Origin of the sequence: uncultured Litoreibacter sp., assembly GCF_947501785.1 — a bacterium.
Taxonomy (GTDB): domain Bacteria; phylum Pseudomonadota; class Alphaproteobacteria; order Rhodobacterales; family Rhodobacteraceae; genus Litoreibacter.
Genome location: NZ_CANMXB010000001.1, coordinates 552,198 through 577,719 on the forward strand (window position 1 = coordinate 552,198; position 25,522 = coordinate 577,719).

The 25,522-nt window shown below is 58.0% G+C and carries 25 protein-coding genes; 12 read left to right on the forward strand and 13 right to left on the reverse strand.

What is annotated here, in order from left to right; translation table 11 throughout:
- Positions 1-11: 11 nt before the first annotated feature.
- From glnT to Q0899_RS02815, 4 genes are all read right to left on the reverse strand, one after another.
- Positions 12-1,346, reverse strand: coding sequence for a type III glutamate--ammonia ligase (gene glnT, locus Q0899_RS02800; RefSeq protein ID WP_298291906.1), 1,335 nt, complete (start codon positions 1,344-1,346; stop codon positions 12-14).
- 64 nt (positions 1,347-1,410) lie between these two features.
- A complete protein-coding gene (locus tag Q0899_RS02805; protein WP_298358183.1) occupies positions 1,411-2,757 on the reverse strand; it encodes an FMN-binding glutamate synthase family protein in 1,347 nt (448 codons plus the stop codon).
- 12 nt (positions 2,758-2,769) lie between these two features.
- Positions 2,770-3,453 carry a protein GlxC gene (locus tag Q0899_RS02810; RefSeq protein WP_298291902.1) on the reverse strand — a complete coding sequence of 228 codons (684 nt, stop codon included), beginning with the start codon at positions 3,451-3,453 and terminating at the stop codon, positions 2,770-2,772.
- Positions 3,454-4,383: a glutamine amidotransferase family protein gene (locus tag Q0899_RS02815; RefSeq protein ID WP_299191038.1), complete on the reverse strand. Its 930-nt coding sequence runs from the start codon at positions 4,381-4,383 to the stop codon at positions 3,454-3,456.
- A 204-nt stretch (positions 4,384-4,587) separates the two neighbouring features.
- Here Q0899_RS02815 and Q0899_RS02820 point away from each other — a divergent pair, with 204 nt between their 5' ends.
- The 7 genes from Q0899_RS02820 (at position 4,588) to Q0899_RS02850 (ending at position 10,683) form a co-directional block, all read left to right on the forward strand.
- Positions 4,588-5,991: an ammonium transporter gene (locus Q0899_RS02820; RefSeq protein ID WP_298291898.1), complete on the forward strand. Its 1,404-nt coding sequence runs from the start codon at positions 4,588-4,590 to the stop codon at positions 5,989-5,991.
- Positions 5,992-6,013: 22 nt separating this feature from the next.
- Complete coding sequence (locus tag Q0899_RS02825; protein ID WP_298291896.1) at positions 6,014-6,187, forward strand: hypothetical protein; 174 nt, start codon at positions 6,014-6,016, stop codon at positions 6,185-6,187.
- A gap of 156 nt (positions 6,188-6,343) precedes the next feature.
- Positions 6,344-7,498, forward strand: a complete 1,155-nt coding sequence (locus tag Q0899_RS02830) for an aminomethyltransferase family protein (RefSeq protein WP_299191039.1) — start codon at positions 6,344-6,346, stop codon at positions 7,496-7,498.
- Between the two features lie 55 nt (positions 7,499-7,553).
- The gene (locus Q0899_RS02835) at positions 7,554-8,150 is read left to right on the forward strand and encodes a dimethylamine monooxygenase subunit DmmA family protein (RefSeq protein ID WP_299191040.1); all 597 of its coding nucleotides are present in this window, start codon (positions 7,554-7,556) and stop codon (positions 8,148-8,150) included.
- Positions 8,147-9,133, forward strand: a complete 987-nt coding sequence (locus Q0899_RS02840) for a PDR/VanB family oxidoreductase (RefSeq protein ID WP_299191041.1) — start codon at positions 8,147-8,149, stop codon at positions 9,131-9,133. The genes Q0899_RS02835 and Q0899_RS02840 overlap by 4 nt, the downstream gene beginning before the upstream one ends.
- A complete protein-coding gene (locus Q0899_RS02845; RefSeq protein ID WP_298358174.1) occupies positions 9,130-10,197 on the forward strand; it encodes a DUF3445 domain-containing protein in 1,068 nt (355 codons plus the stop codon). The genes Q0899_RS02840 and Q0899_RS02845 overlap by 4 nt, the downstream gene beginning before the upstream one ends.
- 24 nt (positions 10,198-10,221) lie before the next feature.
- Positions 10,222-10,683, forward strand: coding sequence for an N-acetyltransferase (locus Q0899_RS02850; protein ID WP_298291886.1), 462 nt, complete (start codon positions 10,222-10,224; stop codon positions 10,681-10,683).
- Here the strand turns inward: Q0899_RS02850 and Q0899_RS02855 are convergent.
- On the reverse strand, positions 10,680-11,336 hold the full coding sequence (locus Q0899_RS02855) for a helix-turn-helix domain-containing protein (RefSeq protein WP_299191042.1): 657 nt from the start codon (positions 11,334-11,336) through the stop codon (positions 10,680-10,682). The two genes, Q0899_RS02850 and Q0899_RS02855, sit on opposite strands and share 4 nt — an antisense overlap.
- 100 nt (positions 11,337-11,436) lie before the next feature.
- Here Q0899_RS02855 and Q0899_RS02860 point away from each other — a divergent pair, with 100 nt between their 5' ends.
- On the forward strand, positions 11,437-12,435 hold the full coding sequence (locus tag Q0899_RS02860; RefSeq protein WP_299191043.1) for a GlxA family transcriptional regulator: 999 nt from the start codon (positions 11,437-11,439) through the stop codon (positions 12,433-12,435).
- Positions 12,436-12,440: 5 nt separating this feature from the next.
- Here Q0899_RS02860 and Q0899_RS02865 read toward each other — a convergent pair whose 3' ends face one another.
- The 4 genes from Q0899_RS02865 to Q0899_RS02880 are packed head-to-tail and all read right to left on the reverse strand — an operon-like array spanning position 12,441 to position 17,476.
- Positions 12,441-13,007 (reverse strand): sarcosine oxidase subunit gamma, encoded by a 567-nt coding sequence (locus Q0899_RS02865; protein ID WP_299191044.1) that lies wholly within the window; start codon positions 13,005-13,007, stop codon positions 12,441-12,443.
- Positions 13,000-15,945, reverse strand: coding sequence for a sarcosine oxidase subunit alpha family protein (locus Q0899_RS02870; protein ID WP_299191045.1), 2,946 nt, complete (start codon positions 15,943-15,945; stop codon positions 13,000-13,002). The genes Q0899_RS02865 and Q0899_RS02870 overlap by 8 nt, the downstream gene beginning before the upstream one ends.
- Entirely contained in the window at positions 15,942-16,226 is a 285-nt protein-coding gene (locus tag Q0899_RS02875) for a sarcosine oxidase subunit delta (RefSeq protein WP_298291876.1), read from the reverse strand. The genes Q0899_RS02870 and Q0899_RS02875 overlap by 4 nt, the downstream gene beginning before the upstream one ends.
- Complete coding sequence (locus tag Q0899_RS02880; RefSeq protein WP_298358162.1) at positions 16,226-17,476, reverse strand: sarcosine oxidase subunit beta family protein; 1,251 nt, start codon at positions 17,474-17,476, stop codon at positions 16,226-16,228. The genes Q0899_RS02875 and Q0899_RS02880 overlap by 1 nt, the downstream gene beginning before the upstream one ends.
- A 299-nt stretch (positions 17,477-17,775) precedes the next feature.
- Between Q0899_RS02880 and Q0899_RS02885 the strand changes: the two genes are divergently transcribed.
- The 4 genes from Q0899_RS02885 (at position 17,776) to Q0899_RS02900 (ending at position 22,715) form a co-directional block, all read left to right on the forward strand.
- Entirely contained in the window at positions 17,776-18,720 is a 945-nt protein-coding gene (locus tag Q0899_RS02885) for an ABC transporter substrate-binding protein (protein ID WP_298291871.1), read from the forward strand.
- A 102-nt stretch (positions 18,721-18,822) separates the two neighbouring features.
- On the forward strand, positions 18,823-19,839 hold the full coding sequence (locus tag Q0899_RS02890) for a glycine betaine/L-proline ABC transporter ATP-binding protein (RefSeq protein ID WP_298291869.1): 1,017 nt from the start codon (positions 18,823-18,825) through the stop codon (positions 19,837-19,839).
- On the forward strand, positions 19,839-21,824 hold the full coding sequence (locus Q0899_RS02895) for a proline/glycine betaine ABC transporter permease (RefSeq protein ID WP_298358156.1): 1,986 nt from the start codon (positions 19,839-19,841) through the stop codon (positions 21,822-21,824). Before Q0899_RS02890 ends, Q0899_RS02895 begins: the two co-directional genes overlap by 1 nt.
- Positions 21,825-22,097: 273 nt before the next feature.
- Entirely contained in the window at positions 22,098-22,715 is a 618-nt protein-coding gene (locus Q0899_RS02900) for a glutathione S-transferase family protein (RefSeq protein ID WP_299191046.1), read from the forward strand.
- Positions 22,716-23,009: 294 nt separating this feature from the next.
- On the opposite strand, the gene Q0899_RS02905 is transcribed toward Q0899_RS02900, so the two are convergent.
- Genes Q0899_RS02905 through Q0899_RS02920 form a run of 4 tightly spaced genes read right to left on the reverse strand, consistent with a single transcriptional unit; the run spans position 23,010 to position 25,454 of the window.
- Positions 23,010-23,504 carry a DUF6505 family protein gene (locus Q0899_RS02905; RefSeq protein ID WP_299191047.1) on the reverse strand — a complete coding sequence of 165 codons (495 nt, stop codon included), beginning with the start codon at positions 23,502-23,504 and terminating at the stop codon, positions 23,010-23,012.
- Position 23,505: 1 nt separating this feature from the next.
- Positions 23,506-24,210 (reverse strand): biotin/lipoate--protein ligase family protein, encoded by a 705-nt coding sequence (locus Q0899_RS02910; RefSeq protein WP_299191048.1) that lies wholly within the window; start codon positions 24,208-24,210, stop codon positions 23,506-23,508.
- Positions 24,207-25,262 carry an Mrp/NBP35 family ATP-binding protein gene (locus Q0899_RS02915; protein ID WP_299191049.1) on the reverse strand — a complete coding sequence of 352 codons (1,056 nt, stop codon included), beginning with the start codon at positions 25,260-25,262 and terminating at the stop codon, positions 24,207-24,209. Before Q0899_RS02915 ends, Q0899_RS02910 begins: the two co-directional genes overlap by 4 nt.
- Positions 25,263-25,454, reverse strand: a complete 192-nt coding sequence (locus tag Q0899_RS02920; protein ID WP_298358144.1) for a DUF6494 family protein — start codon at positions 25,452-25,454, stop codon at positions 25,263-25,265. It abuts the gene before it with no gap.
- Positions 25,455-25,522: the final 68 nt, after the last annotated feature.

Here is a 25,522-nt window from a genome sequence, read left to right on the forward strand (position 1 = left end):
CAGTTATCTCCTTAGATGTCCAGCGTGTTGTCTTTTTCCCATTGCGAGAAATACGAGGTGAAATCGTTCCATTCCTGCTGCTTCATCTTCAGATAGGCAGCGGAGAATTCCTCGCCCATCGCGGCCTTCAGCTCTTTGTCGCGGTTATAGGCGCGCATGGCGTCGAGCATGTTCAGCGGCAGCTTCGGCGCGCCGCGCACCTTATGGCCGTCGGCATACATGTCGATGTCATGTCGCTTGCCGGGGTCGGCTTGCGACCGCACGCCAGACAGGCCAGCCGCAATGATCACAGCCTGCAACAGGTAAGGGTTCACCGCGCCGTCAGGCAGGCGCAGCTCAAACCGGCCGGGGCCGGGGACGCGCACCATGTGGGTGCGGTTGTTGCCGGTCCATGTGACGGTGTTGGGCGCCCAGGTGGCCCCTGACATGGTGCGCGGTGCGTTGATGCGTTTGTAGCTGTTCACCGTCGGGTTGGTGATAGCGGCCAGGGCTGAGGCGTGCTTCATGATGCCGCCCAGGAAGTGGCGACCTTTCTCCGACAGGCCCAGTTCAGCCGTTTGTGACCTGTCATTTGGCTCCATCGCGAAGACGTTCGTCTTCGACGCATTGCCGGGCGCATCCCAGACGGAGATATGAGCGTGGCAGCCGTTGCCAGTTAGACCTTCAACAGGCTTCGGCATGAAGGTCGCGCGGTAGCCGTGCTTTTCAGCTATGCATTTCGTCATGAACTTGAAGAAGGAGTGCTTGTCCGCCGTGGTCAGCGCATCATCGAAATCCCAGTTCATTTCCCATTGGCCGTTAGCGTCCTCGTGGTCATTCTGGTAGGGGTTCCAGCCCAGTTCCAGCATGTGGTCGGAGATCTCGCGGATCACGTCCAGACGGCGCATGAAGGCCTGCTGGTCATAGCAAGGCTTCGCGGCGGTGTCGTATTCGTCGCTGATCTGGTCACCGGCGGGGGTCAGCAAGAAGAACTCCGCCTCGATGCCGGTTTTGACATGCATGCCCTCGTCGGCGGCCTCGGCGATCAGGCGGCGCAACACGTTGCGCGGGGCCTGGGCGACGTCTTCGCCTTCCATCACGCAGTTGCCTGGGACCCATGCGATTTCTTTGTTCCAGGGCAGGATGATCACTGCCTCAGGGTCTGGCACTGCCAGCATATCGGGGTGGGCTGGGGTCAGGTCCAGCCACGTCGCGAATCCCGCGAAGCCCGCGCCTTCTTCCTGCATATCCGCAATAGCGCGGGCGGGGACCAGCTTGGCGCGTTGTCCGCCGAACAGGTCGGTGAAAGAGATCATGAAGTATTTGATGCCGTTGTCTTTGGCGAATTTCGCGAGGTCAGTTGCCATTTTCGTTTATCCCTATTGGTCTTCGTAGTGAGGGCGCGTGCCGTGATGGCCGCGCCCTTCGTTGTCAGTATGAGGTGTTTGGTTTTCCGGGGTACCAGTCGGTGCCTGCCAGCGGGACCTGTGCCATGGCGGCGGCCTCCATGGTCAGGGCCACGAGGTCCTCTGGCTCCAGATTGTGCATATGGTTCTTGCCGCAGGCCCGCGCGATGGTTTGCGCCTCCAGCGTAAGAACCTTGAGATAGTTGCGCAGACGGCGACCGCCTTCCACAGGGTCAAAGCGTTTCATCAGCTCGGGGTCCTGCGTGGTTATGCCGGCAGGGTCTTGCCCTTCGTGCCAATCATCGTAGGCGCCCGCGGTGGTGCCAAGCGCGTTATACTCGGCCTCCCATTTCGGGTCATTGTCGCCCAGTGCGATCAACGCCGCTGTGCCAATGGCCACTGCGTCGGCACCAAGCGCCATGGCCTTGGCCACATCTGCCCCATTGCGAATACCGCCAGAGACAACCAGCTGCACTTCGCGGTGCATGCCGAGGTCTTGCAGAGCCCTCACGGCGGGGCGGATGCAGGCAAGCGTGGGCTGACCTACATGTTCGATGAACACATCCTGCGTGGCAGCAGTGCCACCTTGCATTCCGTCCAGAACCACAACATCTGCGCCGGCTTTGACCGCTAGAGTAGTGTCAAAATACGGACGCGCGCCTGCGACCTTCACGTAAATTGGAACCTTCCAGCCGGTGATCTCTCGCAGCTCAAGGATCTTGATCTCCAAATCGTCGGGGCCGGTCCAATCGGGGTGACGACAAGATGAACGTTGGTCGATGCCCTTTGGCAAGTTGCGCATCTCCGCCACGCGGTCTGAAATCTTTTGCCCTAGGAGCATCCCGCCGCCGCCAGGTTTTGCGCCTTGGCCCACGACGATCTCGATCGCGTCGGCCTTGCGCAAGTCGTCAGGGTTCATCCCGTAACGCGAAGGCAGATATTGATAGACTAGCTTGGAGGAATGCCCGCGCTCCTCTGGCGTCATGCCGCCGTCGCCAGTGGTAGTCGACGTCCCCGCGGCCGATGCACCACGCCCTAACGCCTCTTTGGCAGGGCCGGACAAGGCACCAAAGCTCATACCTGCGATAGTGATCGGAATATCCAGCTCAATCGGGTTGGAGGCATGGCGTGTGCCCAGCGTGACGTCCGTCCCGCATTTCTCGCGGTAACCTTCTAGCGGGTAGCGTGAAATCGACGCGCCAAGGAATAGCAGGTCGTCGAAATGCGGCACTTTGCGCTTTGCCCCGCCGCCGCGAATATCGTAGATACCGGTCGCCGCCGCGCGACGAATGTCGCTGTTGGCGTCCTGGGTGAACGTCGCCGATTGGCGCGGCGTGGTGTGCGGGATGCCTTTTGCATCTGTGTCTTTCATCTTAGCGATCCCTCAATATGCCGCAGCGTTGTCGACGTCGAAATTGTACAATGTGCGGGCAGAACCGTAGCGCTTGAACTCGGACGCCTTGGCGTCGCAGCCGCCGCGTTCCAGCAACTCTTCCAGCAGCTCAATATGTTCAGGCCGCATCTCTTTCTCAATGCAGTCTGCCCCCAGTGATTTGACCGACCCGCGCACAAAAAACCTTGCCTCATAACAGCTGTCACCCAACGCGTCGCCCGCGTCGCCGCACACGACGATATTGCCGGACTGCGCCATGAAGGCGGACATATGGCCTATGTTGCCATGCACGATGATGTCGATGCCCTTCATCGAAATGCCGCAGCGCGAGGACGCATTACCCTTGATGATCAGTGTGCCGCCATGACCCGTGGCCCCTGCATATTGCGACGCATCACCTTCAACGATTACGGTGCCGGACATCATGTTTTCTGCCGTACCCGGCCCAGCGGAGCCATGCACATGCACCGTCGCCTGCTTGTTCATGCCCGCGCAGTAATAGCCGGTGGAGCCTTTGACATTCACCTCAATAGGCGCGTCCAGACCCACGGCAATCGCGTGGCTGCCTTTGGGGTTGATGATTTCCCACTTGGTTTGGTTGGTGTTGTCCGCCTGCGCATGCAGCGTGGCGTTCAGCGCGCGCAGACCCTGCGCTTCCAGATCGAATGTTTGCATTTAAGCCGCTTTCTCTTGCGCGGTTGGGGCCGCGTTGTGCGACCAGAAATAGACGGTTGCGGGCTCAGGCTCCCAGACGCGGGCCTCTTCAATGCCCGGCAGGTTGACCAGCGCGCGGTATTCAGACCCGAAGGCCACGTATTGATCGGTCTCGGCCATCACGGCAGGTTTGCACGCAATGGGGTCACGCACCACGCCAAAGCCGTCTTTGGTGCCCACGAGGAAGGTGAAGAACCCATCGAGGTCGTCCAACGAGCTTTCCAGCGCCTGACCAAGGGTGGAGCCGGTTTGCATCTTCCAAGTCAGATAGGCCGCGCCGACTTCGGTGTCATTCTCGGTCTCAATATGCACGCCCAAACGGCGCAGTTTGCGGCGGAGCGAGTTATGGTTGGACAGCGAGCCGTTATGGACGAGGCACTGATCAGATCCGGTGTTGAACGGGTGGGCGCCCATGGTCGTGACCGCCGACTCGGTGGCCATGCGGGTGTGACCGATTCCATGTGTTCCGCTCATGTTGCGGACATCGAAGCGCTCTGCCACGTCTTTTGGCAGGCCGACTTCCTTGTAAATTTCGAGCGTTTCGCCATGGCTCATCACCCGGATTCGAGGCCGAATTTCGGCCAAAGCAGTGCGGGCCTCGGCGACCTGATCGGCTTGAATGTCGAGCACGGCATGGGTGTCTTTCACTGACATCTTTACTTTGCCTTCGATCAGCTCTCCGAGCGCGGCATCCAGCTTGTCGAAATCGGTATCCGGGGTGTCAGATTGAATTGTCAGTTTGGCGTTACTCTTTGTTTCACCGCCATAAATTGCGATGCCTGCGCTGTCAGGTCCGCGGTCGGTCATTGTGACGAGCATGTCCGTCAGCATGTTGCCCAACTCGGGCTCCAGAGATTTGTCTTTCAGAAAAAGTCCGACGATCCCGCACATGGCCGGGGCCCTCCCACAGGTGATGAATAGTTCGACTCAAACGCTAGCACCGAAAATTGGGTCGCTCAACCCGTGGGAAACTTTTTTTCACCTAAGGCAAAAAAGAGTCGCTTGAATCGCGAAGTCGTGCTTCATTCCTCGCAGCACCGCGAGATTGCATATGACGGTGCACTGAATGCCAACAGAAAGACACGGGGGTCTATCGTGGAACAACAACTTGCGGAACTCGTTGCCAAAGTGGCCGAGTTAGAGGCGGCAGGGGGCGGTGCCAAAGTCACCAACACCATGTTCGCCGAAACATTTTATTATCTAACAATCCCGCTGATGATCATCATCCATGCGGGTTTCTTGGCCTATGAGATGGGCGCATCAAGAATGAAGAACGTCCTGTCTTCGGGCGTCAAAAACATTCTAGCCTTCGCGTTTATGATCCCGACCTTCTACTTCTTCGGTTGGTGGGTCTATTGGGGCTTCCCAACTGGCATTCCCGGCGAGCCGGGGCCTGCAGGCATCTCGGGCATTGAATATGCCAACGCCATTGCATGGGGTTGGGGCGAAAGCGCGCAATATATGGGTCCAAACATCGCCGACCAAGCGTCGGGCGTGTTCTTCGGGGCCTTTGCATTGTTCGCGGCGACCACCGCGTCCATCATGTCCGGTGCCGTGATCGAGCGTATCCAGACAGTGGGCTTCGTGATCCTCGCTATCGTTCTGGGCTCGTTTGCCTGGGTTGTCGCGGCCGCATGGGGCTGGCACGCCGATGGCTGGCTGGTCACAAAATTCGGTGTGCATGACTTCGGCGCTGCCGGGCTGGTGCACGCTGTGGCGGGCTTCTTCGCTTTGGGTGTGCTCATCAACCTTGGGCCACGGATCGGCAAGTTCAACGCTGATGGCTCAGCCAACGAGATTGCGGGCCACAACATGCCAATGACAGTCGTGGGCCTGATGTTCATCATCGTCGGCTTCTGGGGCTTCTTGATGGCCTGCGTGATCGTACCGGGCGAGGCATGGAGCTGGTTTGCAGACAAACCATCCACCATTTACGGCACACCGATTACGCTGTCGGCGCTGTCCTTCAACATCCTGATGGCGATTGCCGGTGGCATCATCGGCGCTTGGATCATGACGAAGGACCCGTTCTGGATGATGTCTGGTGCGCTTGCCGGGATCATCTCGGCGGCCTCTGGTCTGGATATCTACTATCCGGCGCTGACCTTCATCGTGGCTTTCTCTGCCGGTGTCATTCTCAAGCCTTGCGCTACCTGGCTCGAGAAGCGTGGTATTGACGACGCGGTTGGAGCGGTGACGGTACACGGTACGATTGGCCTCTATGGTGTGATCATGCTGGGCGTCTTCGCGACAGGCTACCCTGCATTGCAAGGTGCCGCAGGTGAGGCTCCGACGATCAGCTTGATTGGCCAGATCGTGGGCGCTGTTGTCTTCTTCCTGTTGGGCTTCGTACCGGGCTACGTGGTCTCGCTTATGCTCAAGGGCATGGGGATGCTGCGTGTGCCGGAAGGTGCAGAGATCGCCGGTATGGATACCGTCAAAGTTCCAGCTCAGGGCTACCCCGAAGGCATTCCTGCCTCCGCGGCTCCAGCTGAATAACCGTTGAGAAAAGGAGAGAACCATGGGTTTTCCATATGATGAAGCAAGCTGGTCGGTTGTAGACGGTGCGATGTTCATGGGATGGGGGTCGGCAGCGCCGGGTCTCTACACCCTGATCGCCGCCGCGATCTGCGCAGCCGTGCTGGTGATCGGCAACGCCTCTGAGAAAAAGAAGGCGTCACGCTTCGAGAAGTAAACCAAGACGAAATTGGGAAGGCCGCTCCGGGAGGGCGGCCTTTTCGCATCTCAAAACTTGCCTGACAGGAAAATAATTTGCCTCACGTTCTTGCTTTTTGAATTGGGCTAGGGCTGAATACTGTCGACAAAAGACTCAAAAAACAGGGGAGACAATATGGCCATTCTTTGGAGACATTCCGCGCTTGCTGGCCGCCATGCCGAGATCGGCGGCGAATTGGAAGACTGGAACGGGATGGGGACCGCATGGTTCTACGACAACACCCCTGAACGCGCGAAAGCTGACTATGAGGCCATCCGCACGAAGGCGGGCCTCATGGATGTGTCCGGCCTGAAGAAGGTGCATGTTGTGGGCGAAGACGCGGCCTATGTCATTGACCGCGGGACCACCCGCAATGTCGAAAAGATCGGGGTGGGGCGTTCGACCTATGCCGCGATGCTCGACGAGCGCGGGCTCTTTGTCGATGACTGCGTGATCTACCACCTCGCGGTGAATTCCTGGATGGTCGTGCATGGTACCGGCACCGGGATGGAGCAGCTGACCAAAGTCGCCGCCGCCAAGAACTGCTCCGTCATCATGGATGATGACCTGCATGACATGTCATTGCAAGGACCCGTCGCGGTGGATTTCCTCGCCAAGCATATCGATGGCATTCGTGATCTGGCTTATTTCGGCATCATCCACACCAAGCTGTTTGGCCGGAACGTCATGATCAGCCGCACCGGTTATACTGGCGAGCGTGGCTATGAGATTTTCGTGGGGCGTAAGGACGCCGTCCATGTCTGGGACAACATCCTGTCCGAGGGCGAAAGCATGGGCATCCGCCCGACACAGTTCAGCACATTGGATATGTTGCGGATTGAGTCGTACCTGCTGTTCTACCCCGGCGACAACTCGGAAACCTTCCCGTTTGAAGACGGCACGCCAGCGGGTGACAGCCTGTGGGAGCTGGGCCTCGATTTCGTTGTGTCACCCGGCAAGGAAGGCTTCGTTGGTGCGGAAAACCACTACGCCATGGAAGGCAAGGAGCGTTTCAAGATTTACGGCGTTCAGCTGAGTGACGGCAAGATGGACCAGATGGAGATGTATGCGCGGGTCCACGCAGATGGCAAAGATGTGGGTGTCATCACCTATGGTTTGTCCTCGGAGCTGAACAAATACTCCGTCGCCATTGCGCGTCTGCATCCCAGCGTGGCCAAGTCAGGCACCAAGCTAACCGTGGTCCAACCTGATGGCACAGAGCTGGCCGCGACCGCCGAGGAAATGCCGTTCTACGACAAGGACAAGCAAATCCGCACCGCCAAAGGCTAGTAATAAAAGGGCGCGCATTTCGGTGTGCGCCCTAACTGTCTGCAAGAGGACATCCATGTCGAAGTTTGAATTCCCGCCCGCGATCAAAAGCCGTCCCGTCTACGGCACGCTGGAGGCCCGCCAAGGCAAGCATCACCTGATGATCGCTGATGCTGAAGGGGCCGAGGCGATCCTAGCGATTGCGACGCCAGAGTTGATGGCGAACACTCACATAATCTACATCCCACGCGGCACCGATTACGCCGAAAAACTACGCGCTTTGAACCCTGCGCAGTTCTATGAGGGGCCAACCTATGCGGCCTCCGTCACACGCATCCAGCGCGTGTTGCAGGATGCCCATATGGGGCTGCAAATCTATCTCGCAGGCACCGAAGGCCTGATGGGCCAGGCCCAGAATGAGGCGATGCAAGCGGGGTTCCCGTTCACCGCAATCCAGACCGAACATCGCGGCTCCGTCGCGCGGCGCATGCAATGCGTGCATTGCAAAGGCATCACCGAAGACGTCGAGACGGACCCATTCGTCTGCTCGCATTGCGGGCTGAACCTGTTTGTGCGCGATCACTATTCGCGCCGCCTTGCCGCCTATCAGGGCGTCTGCATCGACGCCGAAGACCCAGGCAACGTGCCACCAGCCAAGGGGATATACGAATGAGCGCCGCACCCCAAAAAGCCAAGCCCGGCGCCGAGAAGATCAACGTGACTGTCAGCGCCGTTGTGCCTTTGAATGATCTGGTCACCCGGTTTGAATTCAGCCGCCGTGACGGCGCAGAGTTCCCGCCCTTTTCCGGTGGCGCGCATACCGTGGTGGAGATGGACGACAATGGTCGCACGCGGCTCAATCCCTATTCTCTGATGTCCGACCCAAACGACCTAAGCACCTACGCCATCTCTGTTCGGCGCGATGACGAGGGGCGGGGCGGCTCGCTGTTCATGCATCGCAACGTCAAGGCTGGTGACGAGATGACCATCACATTTCCCGTCAACCTGTTCTCCCTCGATCTACGGGCCAAGAAGCATATCTTTTTTGCCGGTGGCATCGGCATTACGCCCTTCATGGCGATGATCGCCCAGCTGGAGAAATCCAATGGCAATTGGGAGCTTCACTACGCCTGTCGCACGGAAAGCCTCGGCACTTATGTGGATGAGCTGACCTATAAATACCCCGGCAAAGTCCACATCTACTACGACGACCAGAAGCAATCGATTGCGCTCGAAGACCTGCTCGACGGTCAGCCCCTTGGCACCAACGCTTATGTCTGCGGCCCCAAGGGGATGATCGACTGGGTCCACGCCACGGCCTCAGCCGCTGGTTGGCCCGATGCAAACGTGCATTCCGAAGAGTTTCTGGCCCCGCAACCCGGCGCGCCTTTTGAGGTGCGTCTTTGCAAATCTGACAAGACGATCGTCGTGGGCGAGCATGAAAGCCTGCTGGAGGCCATCGAGCGGGCAGGGGTCGAGGCCCCGTTCCTGTGTCGCGGCGGATCCTGCGGGCAGTGCGAAACCGACGTGGTCTCTAGCGACGGCACCTTCGTTCATCGCGACCATTGGCTGGATAACGAAGAACACGCGTCCGGCAAGAAAATCATGCCCTGCGTCAGCCGCTTTGTGGGCAATTCATTGGAGCTTGATAGATGACCATTCAATTCAATGACGAGACGTTTCGTGACGACTATACGTTCCGCAACTCCGACTGGGCCATTGAACGTTTCCCGTTCCCGTTCCACGAAGACAGCTACATGTATGCCGTCAATATGGAGCAACATCGCGGCGGCCCCGAGGGTTCGGTCTATGAAAAGCGCTTCGATGTCGACGAGCATTACGTAGCAGAGATGCGTGACCGTGCGATGGTGCTAGCCGACGACCCGCTGCGGTGCCAGTCGCTGCCGCATATGACGCTGGCGGGCTGGGACCTGCTGGAGCTGATCATGGTCTCCAAATCGGAAGACTATCCCGACCTGTTCGAGCTGCACCGCGACGGCGACCAGTGGCACTGGATCAACAAGCCGATGGGCATTGAGCAGAAGTTTACCTTCCTTGATGAGACCACGCTGCCCTACGGTCCGATGGAGTACATCACGCGCCAGACCCAAGGCGATTTCTGCGTGCTGGATCAGCGCGAAGACAACCTGTGGATGGATGCGGGCATCGTGACCACGCAGGCGGATTGGTCGCTTGATTTCGACATCGGTATGAATTTCTTCGAGTGGCACGCGCCCGTACCGCTGGCCCATGAGAAGGGCATTTTCGTCCGCGCCCTGAAGTTCCTTTTGAACATCCAGCAAGGCGCGCCCGCGCGGCGGTTGAACTGGACGATGACAGTGAACCCGCTTTTGGACACTTCCCCTGAAAACTACCATAAATGGGGCGTCCAGAAAACGACGCTGACACCAGAAAACATCGGTGAGAAGCAGCACTTACGGGTCGAACTTCAGACCTTCTTCCGCCTGCCGCGCTCCAACGCGCTGGTCTTCCCGATCCGCTGCTACCTGTGCAGCTTTCAAGACCTGATGACCAAGCCCAAATGGGGCCGGCGTCTTCACCGCGTGGTTCGAGATTTGCCGGTGGAATTGGCGACCTATAAAGGCTTCATCGACAACCGTCCGATGATGCTTGACTACCTGTCACAGTTCGACGACGGCTTGCCCACATCCCCTGGTGTTTGGCCGGATACAGAGAACGAGCCGCCTTTGCAAAAGTAGTCAGCCGCGTATTAGGGTCGCGAAATGCAACCTGTTCGCGCTCACGCCGGTGATCTTCATATTCCGGACATTCTGGACCTATTGCACCATTGCTTCGCCTATATGGACGGGCGGATTGATCCGCCGTCCTCCCTGCATTGGCTGACGGTTGAAGGGATTGAACAAACTTGTTCCGAGGGGGAGGTCTGGACGCTTGGAAAACCGCCAATGGCCTGCGTGTTTCTGACCAACAAGCCCGGTCGGCTTTATCTTGGAAAACTGGCCGTTGATCCCGCTTGTCGTGGCAAGGGGCTTGCCCGGCAACTGATCGAGCTGGCGGCAGCGCGCGCGCGGGAGAGGGGCCTGAAAGTGCTCGAACTCCAAACGCGGATAGAATTGGTTGAAAACCATGCAACCTTTGCGAGGCTGGGGTTTCACAAAGTCGCAGAAGACGCCCATGCGGGTTATGACAGGCCGACCGGGATTGTGATGCAGAAAACGCTTTAGGTGTTTTGTGGATAGCTGATGATCGACAAATAGCGCGCAGGCAGGCTGACCAGCCTTTCCGGGCCGTGCGGTGCATCTGCGTCAAAGAAAAGCGTATCGCCAGGTTTCAGAGGATAGACTTCGTCGCCATGGCGGTAATCCACTTCGCCCTCAAGCATGTAGATGGTCTCAATTCCGCCATGCTGAAAGGTTTGGAACACATCTGATTTTTTGCTGAGCGTAATCAGATAGGGTTCAACAATCACGCCGGAAGCGTTTGATCCAATGTGTCCCAGCAAGTTGTATTGGTGGTTGGCGCGTGTTCCCTCGCGGTCAATTTCGACGCCTTCGCCTGATTTCGTGTGCACAGCGACGCGGGCTTCTTCGAAGCGACGGAAAAAGCTCGTCAGGGGCACGCTCAGCGCATTGGCCAGCGTTTGTAGCGTGGTCAAAGAGGGGGAGGTATTGCCGTTTTCAATCTTTGAGAGCATCCCGATCGAAAGGCCCGTGAGGTTTGATAGTTCGGCGACGGTAATCTCTTGTTGGCGCCTGAAGGCCCGCACTTCGCGGCCAATCGCAATTTCAAGGACCTTTTCACGGTCATCATCCCGTGTGCTATGGGGATCTTGAGTGAGTGCGTTGACCATTTCCGGCTTGAGCTTATCGATTTTCATTAGGTAGACTTTCCTCGCGGCGCCGGGCCGCTAAACAATTCCATTGGGTTGTGCATTCTGGCATATCATAGCCAGAAATTTTCCTGTGAGAACCAAAAAGTTGAATAACAGTGAAATTACTGCCGTCGGCTTCCTGATCTTTCCAGGATTTCCGATGTCCTGCCTGACCTCGATCATCGAGCCCTTACGCGCGGCGAATGAAATCGCGGAGCGTGAGACATTCAGCTGGCAGCTTATTTCTGAAACAGGATCGAAGGTCACGTCAAGTGCGGGCGTCATCTTCGAGCCTGACGTTGCGCTTTCAGCGAAGCTTGATCCGGCTATGATTTTCTTGTTGAGCGGCCCGTTGAGCGAGTTCGAGGCACCGCGAGCATCAAACAGCGTTTTGCGCAAGTTGGAACGTACAGGCGCAGTTCTTGGCGGCATCAGCGGCGGGGTTTTTCCCTTGGTGAAGTCCGGTGTCATGGAGGGCTACAAGTGCTCCGTGCATTGGTGTTACGAGGCCGCGTTCAAATCCGAATTTCCGGAAATGTTGGCATCAGGCGAGGTGATTGTGACCGATCGCCGCCGCTACACGGCGTCCGGTGCCGCAGCCGCTTTCGATTTGACATTACAATTGATCGAGGAAAGGCTTGGCCCAGACATCGCCCTTGAGGTCGCATGCTGGTTTCAGCATCCGATGATGCGCGGGGAGGGCGTTGAACAGCGCGTTCCATTGAAACCAAGCACCGACCCGGCTTTGCCCGATCTCGTTGGTCGCGCCGTCGAGATGTTTGTGGAGCGATTGGACGAACCGCGATCCGTCGGCGACATTGCCAAGGCCCTTGGCGTCACGCCGCGACAGGTCGAGCGCGCTTTCAAAAAGGCCACCGGGCAAAGCCCATCGCACTATTTTCGTGCCTTGCGGATGAACGCTGCACGCCAGCTGGTGCTTTATTCGAAAGACAGCATGGCGCAGGTCGCAGCCGCCGTCGGGTTTTCCACGACGACACCGTTTGTGAACCACTACCGAGATGCGTTTGGTGTGACTCCGAAGCAAGATCGTGGGCGGATCAACGCTTTTCGGGTGCAGGGCAATATGCCCTTGCCTTCGACTTGAAGGCCTTACAGCGCGGCATTCATCGCGGTCGTAATCGTATGATGCAGAGAACCTGCTGAGGCGCGTGGCCCTAGTATGCGAACGAAACCTTGCGGGTCGCCGCAAATCACGAAGCAGCCCAAGTGGTGAATGGATGTGCGCGTGGCCTCACCAGAATTCATCGCGCGCATGTTTACATTGCACAGCAGCTCCAAAACGGCCTCGATCCCGTTGCCCGCCAAGTCAAACCCCGCCCACGCGTCTGTCTGCTCGGTCACTGACGCCGTGTCATTGAGGTCAGCTTTCAGGATCGCCGCAATGTCTTCATGTGTCGCGATATCTGCGCCGATCATCCACTGATCCGGCCCCATCCAGACAGCCGAGTAAGGTTGGGCGAGCAGTGCCTTTCCGGGCAATGGTGGCGTGGCCCCGAGGATTGATTTCAGTTTGGTGGCGCATGACTTCTCCTGACCCAGCCGCGCGGCGACTGAGGCAAGGGAGAGGTTTGTGATCTCAGTGCAGGTGACACCCGCAACTGTGTCGACCTGCGGATCAGTGCCGCCGAGGGCGGTTATGGGCTTCAAGCTATGCACGGACACGCTCCCCCTCTGGGTCAACAAAATGGGCGGAGACGATTTCAACCGCTACCGTCAGGTCTGTCACTGGGGAGACAAGGCGCATTTTCTCGCCCAGCCGGTTGCCCCCGTCTTTCAGGAAGCCCAACCCGATCATGCTGTTGAGCGTAGGCGAGAAGGCGGCGGAAGTGACGTAGCCTTGATCATGCTTTGCATCAACCGGCCCGTCCGCGTTCATCAGGTGGCCACCTGCTGTGATCCTTTTCGATGGATCAACTGGCTTGATGCCGACCTGTTTCAACGCGTCGTCTTCATTAAGCCCAGAGCGTTCCGACAGTTTCGAGCCGATGCTGTCTTTGGCCTTGCTGACCATCCGTCCCATGCCGAGGTTGTTCGCGGTCGTGGTTCCGTTCAGCTCGTTGCCCGCCGCATGGCCTTTCTCGATGCGCATCACGCCAAGCGCTTCCGTGCCGTATGGTACAACATCGAATTCCTTGCCTTCCTGCATCAGCTTGCGCATCAGCGCGTCGCCGTAGCGGGAGGGGACCGCGATCTCAAAAGCCAACTCGCCGGAGAAAGAGATGCGGAACAGTCGTGCGCGAAGTCCACCGCAGACGGTGATGTTACCGCAAGCCATGAAGGGGAAGGCGTCGTTGGAGATGTCGAACTCTGGATCGACGATCTTTTGCAGCAGTTTGCGGGAATTAGGCCCGGCAACCGCATATTGCGCCCAGGCTTCCGTAGTAGAGATCAATTGCACATCCATGTCCGGGAACAGGCATTGGCGGACGAATTCCATATGTTGGTAGACTTTGGCCGCATTCGCTGTGGTGGTGGTGACGACGAAATGATCCTCTGCCAAGCGCCCGGCTGTCCCGTCATCCATGGCGATCCCGTCTTCGCGAAGCATGAGGCCATATCGGGTTTTTCCGACCGCAAGTTTTGCGAAGCCGTTGCAATAGACTTTGTTCAGGAACGTTGCCGCATCTGTCCCTTGCACGTCGATCTTGCCGAGCGTGGTACAATCGCAGACGCCGACAGAATTGCGGGTAGCTTTGACCTCTCGGTCAACGCTTTCGCGCCAGTGCGTCTCGCCCTCTATCGGGAACCATTGCGCGCGCAACCAGTTTCCTACCTCCACGAACACCGCGCCGCGTTCCTTCGCCCAAAAATGGGAGGGGGTCAGGCGAGTGGGGTGGAATTCCATCCCCTTCATGCGGCCAGCCATCACGCCGATGGCAGTGGGTGTATAAGGCGGGCGGAATATCGTGGTGCCGACTTCTGGGATGGCTTTGCCTGCAAGCTCGGCCATGATGGCGAGGCCGCCCATGTTGGAGGTCTTGCCCTGATCCGTGGCCATGCCAAGTGTCGTGTAGCGTTTGAGGTGCTCGACGGAGCGGAAGCCTTCTTGGTGGCTGAGCTTAACGTCCTTGACGGTCACGTCGTTTTGCTGGTCCAGCCACGCGCGGGAGCAGCCTTCGACATACCAGAACGGGGTCTGCGTGACGGGCGCGTCTTCGGCGTGTGGCGCCTTGGCGGCCTTGCCTTTTAAGCCGAGCGCTTTTTTGGCGGCCGCCGCACCGGTTGTTAGGGCGGCGTGGGTGGACATATCGCCGTTAGCCGCACCCGCGACGGACATGCCGGGGGGTAGGGTGCCGCCGGGCACAAAAGCCGCAAGTGCTTCATTCCATTCTGGGCGGCCTCTTTGGTGGCAGGTCAGATGCACATTCGGGTTCCAGCCGCCCGACACACCGAGCGCGCCGCATTCAAGGGTGCGCATTGTACCGTCGGCCTGCTTGACCTCAGCGAAGGTCAGACCAAGACGACCCTTGGTGTCGACCACCTGCGCGCCGCGCAGGACGTGGTAATTCTCGTTCAATGGCGCATCTGCGCGGGTGTCGACCACGGCGGCGATTTGCACGCCATGGGCGTGTAGGTCGGTTGCGGTTTTGTGGCCGTCATCATTGTTCGTGAAGATTGCGATGCGCTTGGCGGGCGTCGCAGCCCAGCGGTTGGCGTAGCTGCGGATCGCAGAAGCCAACATGATACCGGGGCGATCATTGTTTTCGAACGCAATCGGGCGCTCTGTGGCGCCGGCGCAAAGGATCGTTTTGGGCGCGTAGATACGCCACAGTATCTGGCGCGGCTTTCCAGCGTCGGGTGTGTGAAGGTGGTCTGAGACACGCTCCACCGCGCCGTAGATGCCGTGATCAAACGCGCCGATGACCGTGGTGCGGGGCATCAGGCGGACATTGCGCATCGTTCCGAGTTCGGCGACAGCCTGCGCTGCCCAATCGGCGGCGGGTGCCTCGTCGATACGGAGGGTTTCGCTGTTCAAACGCCCACCCATGCGGAAATCTTCATCAGCAAGGATGACCTCCTTGCCTGCGCGTCCTGCGGTCAGGGCCGCCATCAAACCGGAGGGGCCTGCGCCGATAATCAACAGATCGCAATGGCGATACCCTTTGTCGTACACGTCCGGGTCGTCCTTCATCGACAGCGACCCGAGGCCAGCGGCTTTGCGAATGATGGGTTCGTAGAGCTTTTCCCAGAACGCGGCGGGCCACATAAAGGTTTTGTAGTAGAAACCAGCAGTTAGGAAGTTTGAGAAGCGGTCATTGATCGCCATGGCGTCGAACGCCAGCGACGGCCAACGGTTTTGGGATTTCGCCATGAGTCCGTTGTAGAGCTCTGCTGTTGTGGCGCGGGTGTTGGGTTCCTGCCGCGCGCCGCCGCGAAGTTCTACGATAGCGTTGGGTTCTTCTGAGCCCGCAGTCAGTGGGCCACGCGGGCGGTGGTATTTGAACGACCGCCCCATCAGGCGGACGTCGTTGGCAAGAAGGGCAGAGGCAAGCGTGTCGCCTTGGTGACCTTCATATTGTTTGCCGTCAAAGGTGAATTTCAGCGTGATATCGCGGTCGATCTGACCGCCTTGAAGCCGGTTTTTCTGGGTCATTTGGAACGCCCCACTTTACGGGCCACATCGCGGGCGATTTCGACCTTGCTGATCTCATGTGTCAACGTATTGCGTGTGACGACCAGCCAGGAGCGGTCGCCGCCTTCATGGAACCACAGCTCGCGATGCTGGCCTGCGGGATTGTCGCGCAGATAGGCATAGTCATGCCAGTCTTGCGGGCTGGCGGTTTCAGGATCGGGGCGATCGATCAACGCGGCGTCACCAAGGTAGACGAACTCCGCGCTGTCGCGGGGGCCAAGAAGCGGATGGTCAATAATCATCAGTGCAAATTGGGCTGATTGCCCATCCCTTTTTCGTCGATCATGTGGCCTGTCTCGAACCGGTTGAATCGGTAGGCTGTCGCGGTCTCATGTGGGGCGTCACGCGCGAGCAAATGCGCGAAAGCGTAGCCGGAGGCGGGCGTCGCCTTAAAGCCGCCGTAACACCAGCCGCCGTTGAAGTAGAGCCCGTCAATATGGGTGCGGTCGATGATCGGTGAGCCGTCCATCGACATGTCCATGATGCCGCCCCACATACGCAACAGTCGTGCGCGGCCGATCATCGGCATTATCGCCATGCCGCCTTCGCAGACGTCTTCGACCACGGGCAAGTTGCCGCGCTGCGCGTAGGAATTGTAGCCGTCGATATCGCCGCCGAAGACCAACCCGCCCTTATCGGATTGGGAGACGTAGAAATGACCCGCGCCGAAGGTGATGACCCCTGGCAGGACGGGCTTTAGACCTTCTGAGACAAATGCCTGCAGTACGTGGCTCTCGATTGGTAGGCGAATACCCGCTTTCGACAACAGGCGTCCGGACGACCCGGCTACTGCGCAACCGACTCGGTTTGCGCCTATGAAGCCTTTGGCCGTCTCAATGCCCAAGCATTTGCCGTTTTCGATCTTGAAGCCAGTGACTTCGCAGTTCTGGATAATGTCGACGCCGCGCGAGTCTGCTGATCGCGCATACCCCCAAGCAACAGCATCATGGCGCACAGTGCCGCCGCGCCGCTGGGCAAGGCCGCCTTTGATGGGGAAGCGTGCATCGTCAAAATTGAGGAACGGATATTCCTTCTTAATCGCAGGCAGATCGAGATATTCCGCATCCGCCCCATTCAGCATCATTGCATTGCCACGCCGGATGAAGGCATCGCGTTGCGCATCGGAATGGATCAGGTTCATGATCCCGCGTTGAGAGATCATGGCGTTGTAATTCAGGTCCTGCTCCAGCCCCTCCCAAAGCTTGAGAGAGAATTCGTAGAATGGCTCGTTCCCGTCGAGCAGATAGTTGGAACGGATGATCGTCGTGTTACGCCCGACATTGCCGCCGCCGATCCAGCCTTTTTCGATCACGGCGACCTTTTTCTGGTCGAACACTTTCGCCAGATAATGTGCCGTTGCCAGCCCGTGGCCGCCGCCGCCAATGATTATGATGTCGTAATGCGCTTGCGGCTCGGGATCGCGCCAAGCCGGTTTCCAGCCTTTGTGACCCGTCAGTGCCTCTTTGATAACCTTGAAACCGGAATAACGCATGGAATCAGACTCCCTCTTGAACAATCATTACGGTTTTTGCGGCTGTCGTCCTTTTGAAACCCGACATAGAGGGCTTCGAATCGGACCTGATGCCGTGATTTTTGGCAAAATACAAAAATTGTGAACACGTAACCTTAAGAAAAAAACTTGATTGATAGGAAAATCATGCAAGACTGTCGCGCAGAGTGCTTTTTGGGGTCTGACAGAGAATCACTGCGGCTCTAGGGCTGGTGCGTGGCGATGCGCATCCCTCTGACAAAAGCGACGCGAACAGGTCGCGACACAACTGGGAGAAACACATGAACAAGTTTACTACAGCGCTGGGCGCCGGGGTCGTAGCTCTGATGCCAATGGCCGCGTTTGCTGAAGACAGCAGCGATCCAATTGTTATTCCGATCCACAACTGGTCCTCGCAAATCGTGATGAGCCACGTTGTTGGTCAGATTTTCGAATCCATGGGCAACAATGTTGAGTTCGTCACCACCGACAGCCAAGCCGTCTACGAGTCGGTGCGTTTGGGCGATGTCGCGCTTGAGCTGGAAGTCTGGGAAGGCGCGTTTGGCGCATCTTTCCGCGCGGCCTTGGAAAAAGGTGGTCTTCATGACGCCGGCGACCACGATGCGGTTACACGCGAAGACTGGTGGTATCCGATGTGGACGAAAGATGCCTGCCCGGGCCTGCCATCCTGGGAAGCTTTGAACGACTGTGCCGAGATATTTGCAACTGCTGAGACAGGGGAAAAAGGCCGCTATCTGGACGGTCCCGTTGACTGGTTGAAGCATGGCCAAGAGCGGGTGGAAGCGCTGGGCATGGACTTCGTTGTTGTCAACGCTGGCTCGGCCGCGGCTCTGTGGGCTGAAATCGGCGCAGCAGAGGCTGACAAGAAGCCTGTTGTTGTCTTCAACTGGACACCAAACTTTGCCGAAGCCGTCTGGCCGGGCGAGTTTGTCGAATTCCCTGAGTGGGTCGACGGCTGTGACAAGGACCCGAAAGTTGGTCCGAACCCCGACGCGCTTTATGACTGCGGCAACCCCGCCAAGGGTTACCTGAAGAAAGCCGCTTGGGATGGCATGAAGGACAAATGGCCAGCGGCATATGATGTACTGACCAAGATCTCCTTCACCAACCCGCAGATTGCCGAGATGGCCAAGTTCGTCGACGTCGACGAAATGGAGCCGGAAGAAGCAGCAGCTGCATGGCTGGAGGCAAACCCAGAAGTTTGGCAGGGCTGGACCGGCTCCTAAACTTTTCGAAATTGGGTAACGACTTTCGCCCGCCCGAGGTTATGCTTCGGGCGGGCGTTTTAAACGCCGATCATAGGAATCGGTGAGGGGAGAGCAAAAGAGATGACCGCCGAAACCGTGATTTCCTGCAAGAATGTATGGAAAATCTTTGGGAACAATCCCGAGGCGTATCTATCGAAGATGCCAGAAGGGCATAGTTTCGACGACATTCGTGCCGACGGATACATCGCCGGGGTTAAAGACGTCTCCATCGAGGTGTCCCGGGGCGAGATGCTGGTCATCATGGGCCTTTCAGGTTCCGGCAAGTCCACTTTGGTGCGTTGCTTCTCCCGCCTTCATGAAATTACTGGCGGCACGATCGAGGTTGAAGGGCAGGACATCATGTCCCTGTCCGAGAAGGAACTGATTGAACTGCGCCGCAACAAAATGGGGATGGTTTTTCAATCTTTCGGGCTTTTGCCGCACCGGACCGTTCTGGACAACGTGGCCTTCCCATTAGAGATGCGCGGCCAGGACAAACATGAACGCCGCGCCCGCGCCTTGGAAGTTGTGAAGCTGGTGGGGTTGGAAGGTCGCGAAGACTATTTCCCGCGCGAGCTATCTGGTGGTCAACAACAGCGCGTGGGCATTGCCCGCAGCCTTGCGATTGAGCCTGACATTTGGTTTCTTGATGAGCCTTTCTCCGCACTTGATCCGCTGATCCGCCGCGAAATGCAGGACGAGTTCCTGCGGCTGCAAGAGCTTCTCGGGAAAACGATTGTTTTCATCACCCATGATTTTGACGAGGCCCTGCGCCTCGCGGACCGGATCGCGATTATGAAAGACGGGGCGGTCGAACAGTGCGACACACCTGACCAAATCGTGCTGAATCCTGCAACCGAATATGTGCGCAAGTTTACCGAAGAAATCGACAAAGCCCGTGTGGTGCATGCGGGCGTGTTGGCGAAAGCTGACCTCAAAGCTTCCGGCGATCCGGTTGACGCCAAGGCTTCGGTACAAGAACTGGCGCGGCTGCTTGTGCAAGACAAACGCAAAACCATACCGGTGGCCCGCGATGGTGCCGTAATTGGCGGTCTGGACCGCGCTGAGGCGTTAGAAATTCTGCTGGAGGCTGGCTGATGGCAGATGCCACAGACCACTTGGAACTGCGTGAAAGGGGTGGCCTGACCCGAGTGCAAGTTGCGCAGTTGTTTGTTGGCATCGCGGTTGTGCTGACCGTCCTGCAATATGTCGGCCTTCTACCCGCCGCGTTGCACCGATTGCCGGAAGCGATGATCCCTAACTTCGCGGCTTGGCTCGACGCCATATTCAATTTTGTCAAAGACGATTTGGGCTTGCTGGCGCTGACCCGTTTCCTGACCGAGGGGTTGCAATGGCTTCTTGATGTCACAGCGAACTTGCTTTTTGGCAAGCGGCGCTGGCCCAATATCGGGCCAATCCCGTGGACCGCAGTCGCTGCCGTTGCCGGGGTCATTGGATACTACCTCGGTGGCTGGCGGATGGCGCTTTTAGGGGCCGGCACATTCACATGGACCGCGCTGATTGGTCAGTGGAAGATCGCGATGGAGACGATGTCGGTGCTCGTTGTTGCCGCACCCCTTGCGTTCTTTATCGGGCTAACCCTCGGCATATTGGCGTGGAAGAAAGCTTGGCTTGATCGGGCTTTGAAGCCGATCCTGTCAGTGCTTCAGACACTGCCTTTCTTTACCTATCTGCTTCCCGCGGTGATCTTTTTCAAAGTGGGTCCCACAGCTGGTGCGGTTGCCACAACAATCTACGCCATTCCGCCGATGATACTGATGACGACGCTTGGTTTGCAGAAGGTGTCGCCTGAGGTGGTCGAGGCGGGCAACATGAGCGGTTGCACCAAGTGGCAACTGCTGCGCCATGTGTATTTGCCATCCGCACGAACGGAAATACTGGTCGGCGTGAACCAAGTCATCATGCTGTGTCTGGCCATGGTGGTTTTGACTGCATTCATCGGGATGCCGGGGCTAGGTGCCAAATTGCTGGCGATGATGGGTAGCTTCAAGCTGGGCCGCTCCTTCGAGATAGGCGTCACGATTGTGCTGCTGGCGGTCACACTGGACCGCATGTCCAAGGCCTGGGTCGTCAAGCAGCCTGAGCATTTTGAGAAGGGGACCCGTTGGTGGAAACGCCATCTGATGCTGCTCATCGGGGTAGGGGCGGTCGTATTTTGCGTGTTGCTGTCGAAATTCGTTCCTGAGGCGCAAACGCTGGGCCGGACCCAGAACTTCAGCCAAGGCAAGGAACTGGACAACCTAATCAAGGCCTTTCTGAATATTGATGTCGTCAAGGCGACTACAGGATTTTTGCGTGCCTTTGTGAACGTGCAAATCCTGATTCCGTTCCGCAACTTCATGCTGTCGATCCCGACACCGGCGTTTGTTCTGCTGATAACCGCTTTCGCGTTATGGCTTGGGGGCCGCAAACAAGGAATTTACGCTGCGGTCTTTTTTTCTCTCGTGGCCTTGTCGGGATGGTGGGACCGTTCTGTCATCACGCTCTATTCCGTTTTGTCAGCGGTAACGATCGCCGCGCTGCTGGGTATGCCTATCGCGATAACAGCAGCCCGCAGCGAGAAGTGGTCGAAGCGGGTTCTTTTGGTATGCGACACGGCCCAAACTTTCCCCAGCTTTGTCTACCTCATCCCCGCCATCATGCTGTTTGGGATCACTGACATTGCGGTGATCTTTTCCATCCTGATTTTTGCGATGGTGCCACTCGTCCGCTACACAATCGAGGGCCTACGCACTGTGCCCGCCGAGATGACAGAGGCAGCAGACATGGCTGGCGCGACGCGGATGCAGAAGCTGATGAAGGTGCAGTTGCCCCTGGCATTGCCAACGATGGCAGTTGGGTTCAATCAGGCAATCATGTTTGCTTTCTTCATGGTCATCATCGCAGCCTTTATCGGCACGCAGGATCTCGGCCAGGAACTTCAAAGGACATTGGCTGGCACCGACATGGGCAAAAATTTCGTGCTTGGAATTTGCGTGTCACTGATGGCGTTGACCTTTGACTTGACGCTGCTGAAATGGGCCAATGATCGAAAGAGGTCTTTGGGCCTTGATCAACAATGACCTTGAGTTGTTGGGTTATCTCTAGAGGGCACTAGCAGGCTTTTGATTGCTTGGAACAGTCCAGAGGAGCACAGGGCGTTCTGTGCGCTGTTTGAGAACGCCAACCACAAAAGCAAGAGGCCACACCCCGAAAGATGCAATAAAACGTCGCTTCGTCCGCATTGAGCCCAGACCTCACAAAATGGCGTATGGCAGCAAATGTCAGCTTCAAAGTCGTCAGATAGAATTGGATGTCATATAGTTGATGTGCGATCCGTCTCGGAGGTGGTCGATATGAGCGACATCGTTCTTTATGCGTCCAAAGCGTCACGTTCACTGGCCGGGTACTGGATGTTAGAGGAGCTTGGCATTCCGTATCAAGTTGTCGACGTTGATCTTCGAGAGCGGAAAAACCTGGAGCCGGAATTTCTAAAGATAAATCCTTCGGGCCGCGTGCCCGTTGTCTCAGTTGACGGCGTAGTTACCAGCGAACGGCCAGCGATTTGCGCTCTTCTGGCAGATCGGTTTGGGTACGGCTCCTTGGCACCAGAAATCGGGTGCAAAGATCGAGGCCCCTATCTCAAATGGTTGGTCTATTCTACAGCCGTTATTGATCCAGCAATTGCGGTGCGCGCTTCGAACCTAGACGAGCCCCTTCAACAAACAACTTGGGACACTGCGCAGGACGTGGTCGATATTCTCAGTCAAACGCTGGTTGGGCAATCCTGGTTGCTGGGGGATCGGTTTACAGCTGCGGATGTCGCTGTCGGGTCGGTCATTTCAATGGCGCGTTTCAACAACTTGCTTCCTGAAAGCGAAGCACTGAACGAATATTGTAAGAGATTGAAAGGGCGAGCGGCGTTTCAACAGGCTGAGCGACTGACTTGGCCCCCAGAACTCTTCACGCCCTAAGCTGAGGTAGGGCCCAATATCGTCAGCGGCCGCCTCGTGCGCGTAGCCGACTTAGAGTAGCCCGTCAAACTCCTATAGGCAGCGAACGACTGATCAGAAAAATCTCGATCGCGAGGAGTGTGTTGCGCTTCGGTTACGAAATCGCATCGTTGTAGGTGTCGTGGGGTATTTTATGTGGTATGTTTCTAAGTACTGGCGTGATTAGTGAATAACTTCAATGGTATGCTGCTCCTGGTAAGGAAGACTGTCTGTCCGCCACCACCTCAGTAGAATTCCATTGTGCTTGCATGACATTCAGTGGCTATGCGGCTCGTCATACAGTGCGCCATGGATCGCGAATTGATCAAGGCCCGCGTCGCGCGGCTCGATCATGCGGAAGCTTTCCTTGACGCCGGTTTCTGTCAGTTCCCGCGTCACCGTGAGGAGGGTGTTGGGGTCTTGCCCGTCACACAGCTCGGCCATGTGGCGCAGTTCGTCCTTGGCAACCTGAGATGCCGCAGCCACAGAGGGCGCGCCATACATTTGGACAAAGTGCTGCGCCAAAGCCAATTTAAGCGCGTCAAACTCGGCTTGTTCAACTTGTGTCGCCGCCACGAAGGTCACCCGCCCGAAGGTTTCGACGCCCAGCCAGCCGTTAGAGAAAGCTTGCCGCGCCTTGCCCGTCAGATCGGCTTGCGACCAGTTGGAAAACTCAAAGCCGCCCGAGATGCACCATTCGCCCGTGCGGGCAGGCGAATGGAACACGTTCATGTCGCTTTCGTCGAAATGGATTGCGCGCGCGAGCATCATGTCAGCTGCCCTCCAGGAGCGTGGTGAGGGGGATCAAATGGGTGGTCTCGGCGTCGCGCAGCAGCATGCCGAACCGCTCGTCCACGCCAAGATATGTGCCGGTGAGGCCATTGATGGTTATCTCTTCGCCGATGCCATGGGCCAGGCCGCGCCAGTCTTTGTGAAGCGGGGCCGCGCCGGCCTCCTGCCAGGTGTTGATGCCTACAAGGGTGTGTTTCACCCAAGATTCCAGCAGCGCGTCCGCCTGCACGTCGGCGCATCCCTCCGCATAGAGCGTTGTCTGGTCCGGCATGGTGCCCGGATCGTCGCTATCCGGCCACAGCGGCAGGGACAGGCCGATGACCAGCCAGTCAGGTTCTGCGCCTGGGTTGGTTTCCGAGGTTGCGACCCGCATCGCAGCGCAAGACGCGCCGTTGATGCGAATACCGCCCGCCCAGTCCAGATGCACCGCGACCTCTGGCGGGGCCAAAGCCCCGAGCGCATGTTGAAACCCGACCCCGCAAAGGGGCACCATCGCCATGGCATCTTCGAGCGTCACATCCGGCGCAAAGACAATGGCCGCACGCAGCGCATTTGCGCCGAGGTTATAGACCACCAGCCCGCCGTCACATCCTCGCGCGGCCTCCACGCAAGCCTTGTCGAACGGGTCTACCTGACCCTCGACTGCCAACCCGCTAAAGAGCGGAGGGAAGGTGGGGGTGCTCATGCCTTGCCGGCCTCTATCAGCGCTTTGGCCACTGCTCTGAACCCCTGCGCCTGCGCCGAGTCGGGCTTGGAGACGACAATCGGCGCGCCGCCATCCGCGGCCATGCGAATGTCGAGATGCAGCGGGATTTCGGCAAGCAAAGGCACGCCCAGCTTTTCCGCCTCTATTTTGACGCCGCCATGGCCGAACATATGCTCCTCATGCCCGCATTGGGAGCAGATATGGGTGCTCATGTTTTCGATCATGCCAAGGATAGGCGTGCCCATCTGGTTGAACATGTCGATGCCTTTGCGCGCGTCCAGCAACGCCACGTCTTGCGGGGTGGATACGATCACCGCGCCATCGAGATGCGCCTTCTGCGCAAGCGTCATCTGCACATCACCAGTGCCGGGCGGCAGGTCGACGATCAACACATCCAGCGCCCCCCATTGCACCTGCGTCAGCATCTGCTGCAACGCGCCCATCAGCATCGGGCCGCGCCAGACAACGGCCTGATCTTCATTGGTCATCAACCCGATGGACATCATGGTGACGCCGTAGTTGCGTAGCGGCAAAATCAGCTTGCCATCAGGGCTTTGCGGTCTACCGGAGACGCCGAGCATGCGCGGCTGCGACGGGCCGTACACATCGGCGTCCAACATGCCGACGCGGCGGCCCTCGGCGGCGAGGGCACAGGCGAGATTGGCCGCGACCGTGGATTTGCCGACGCCGCCTTTGCCGGAGGCGACAGCAATGATCCGATCAACCCCCGGTATCTTCGCGGGTCCGGCCGGTTCGGCCTGGCGGGACGGTTTGAGGTCGGGGGGAGGTGTCGGTTTGCTATGCGCTGTCATCACAATGGAGACGGAGGCGGCGCCCAATGCGGTCAGCTTGGCTTCTGCCTCGGCCTTGGCGGCCATGAAAGGGTCGGGGCTGTCGACCTCCATCACGAAGCGTACGGCATCGGCGTCCACGTTCAACGCGCGCACAAGGCCGGCCTCTACCAGATCGACACCTGACGGGGCTTTGACTTCTTTCAAACAGGCGAGGACGTCTTCGCGGGACAGCGCCATTTATGGGCCTTCAATCTTGCCAGTGACAACATGCTCTAGATCGACGCCGTCGATGGTCAAAACCATTTTGGCCTCGAAGGTTTTGCCACTTGTATCGGCCGCATTCCGCATGGCCTCTTCAATGGCCTGCTGGGAGGTCACGCCCACCTGCTTGAGAAATTTGCGCATCGACATATTGAAGTCATCGCTCATGGCCTTGCCCCTCGGGAGATTGAAAATGTTGACGCTCCGACCCTAGCGCCCCTAGGCTGACGCGCAAG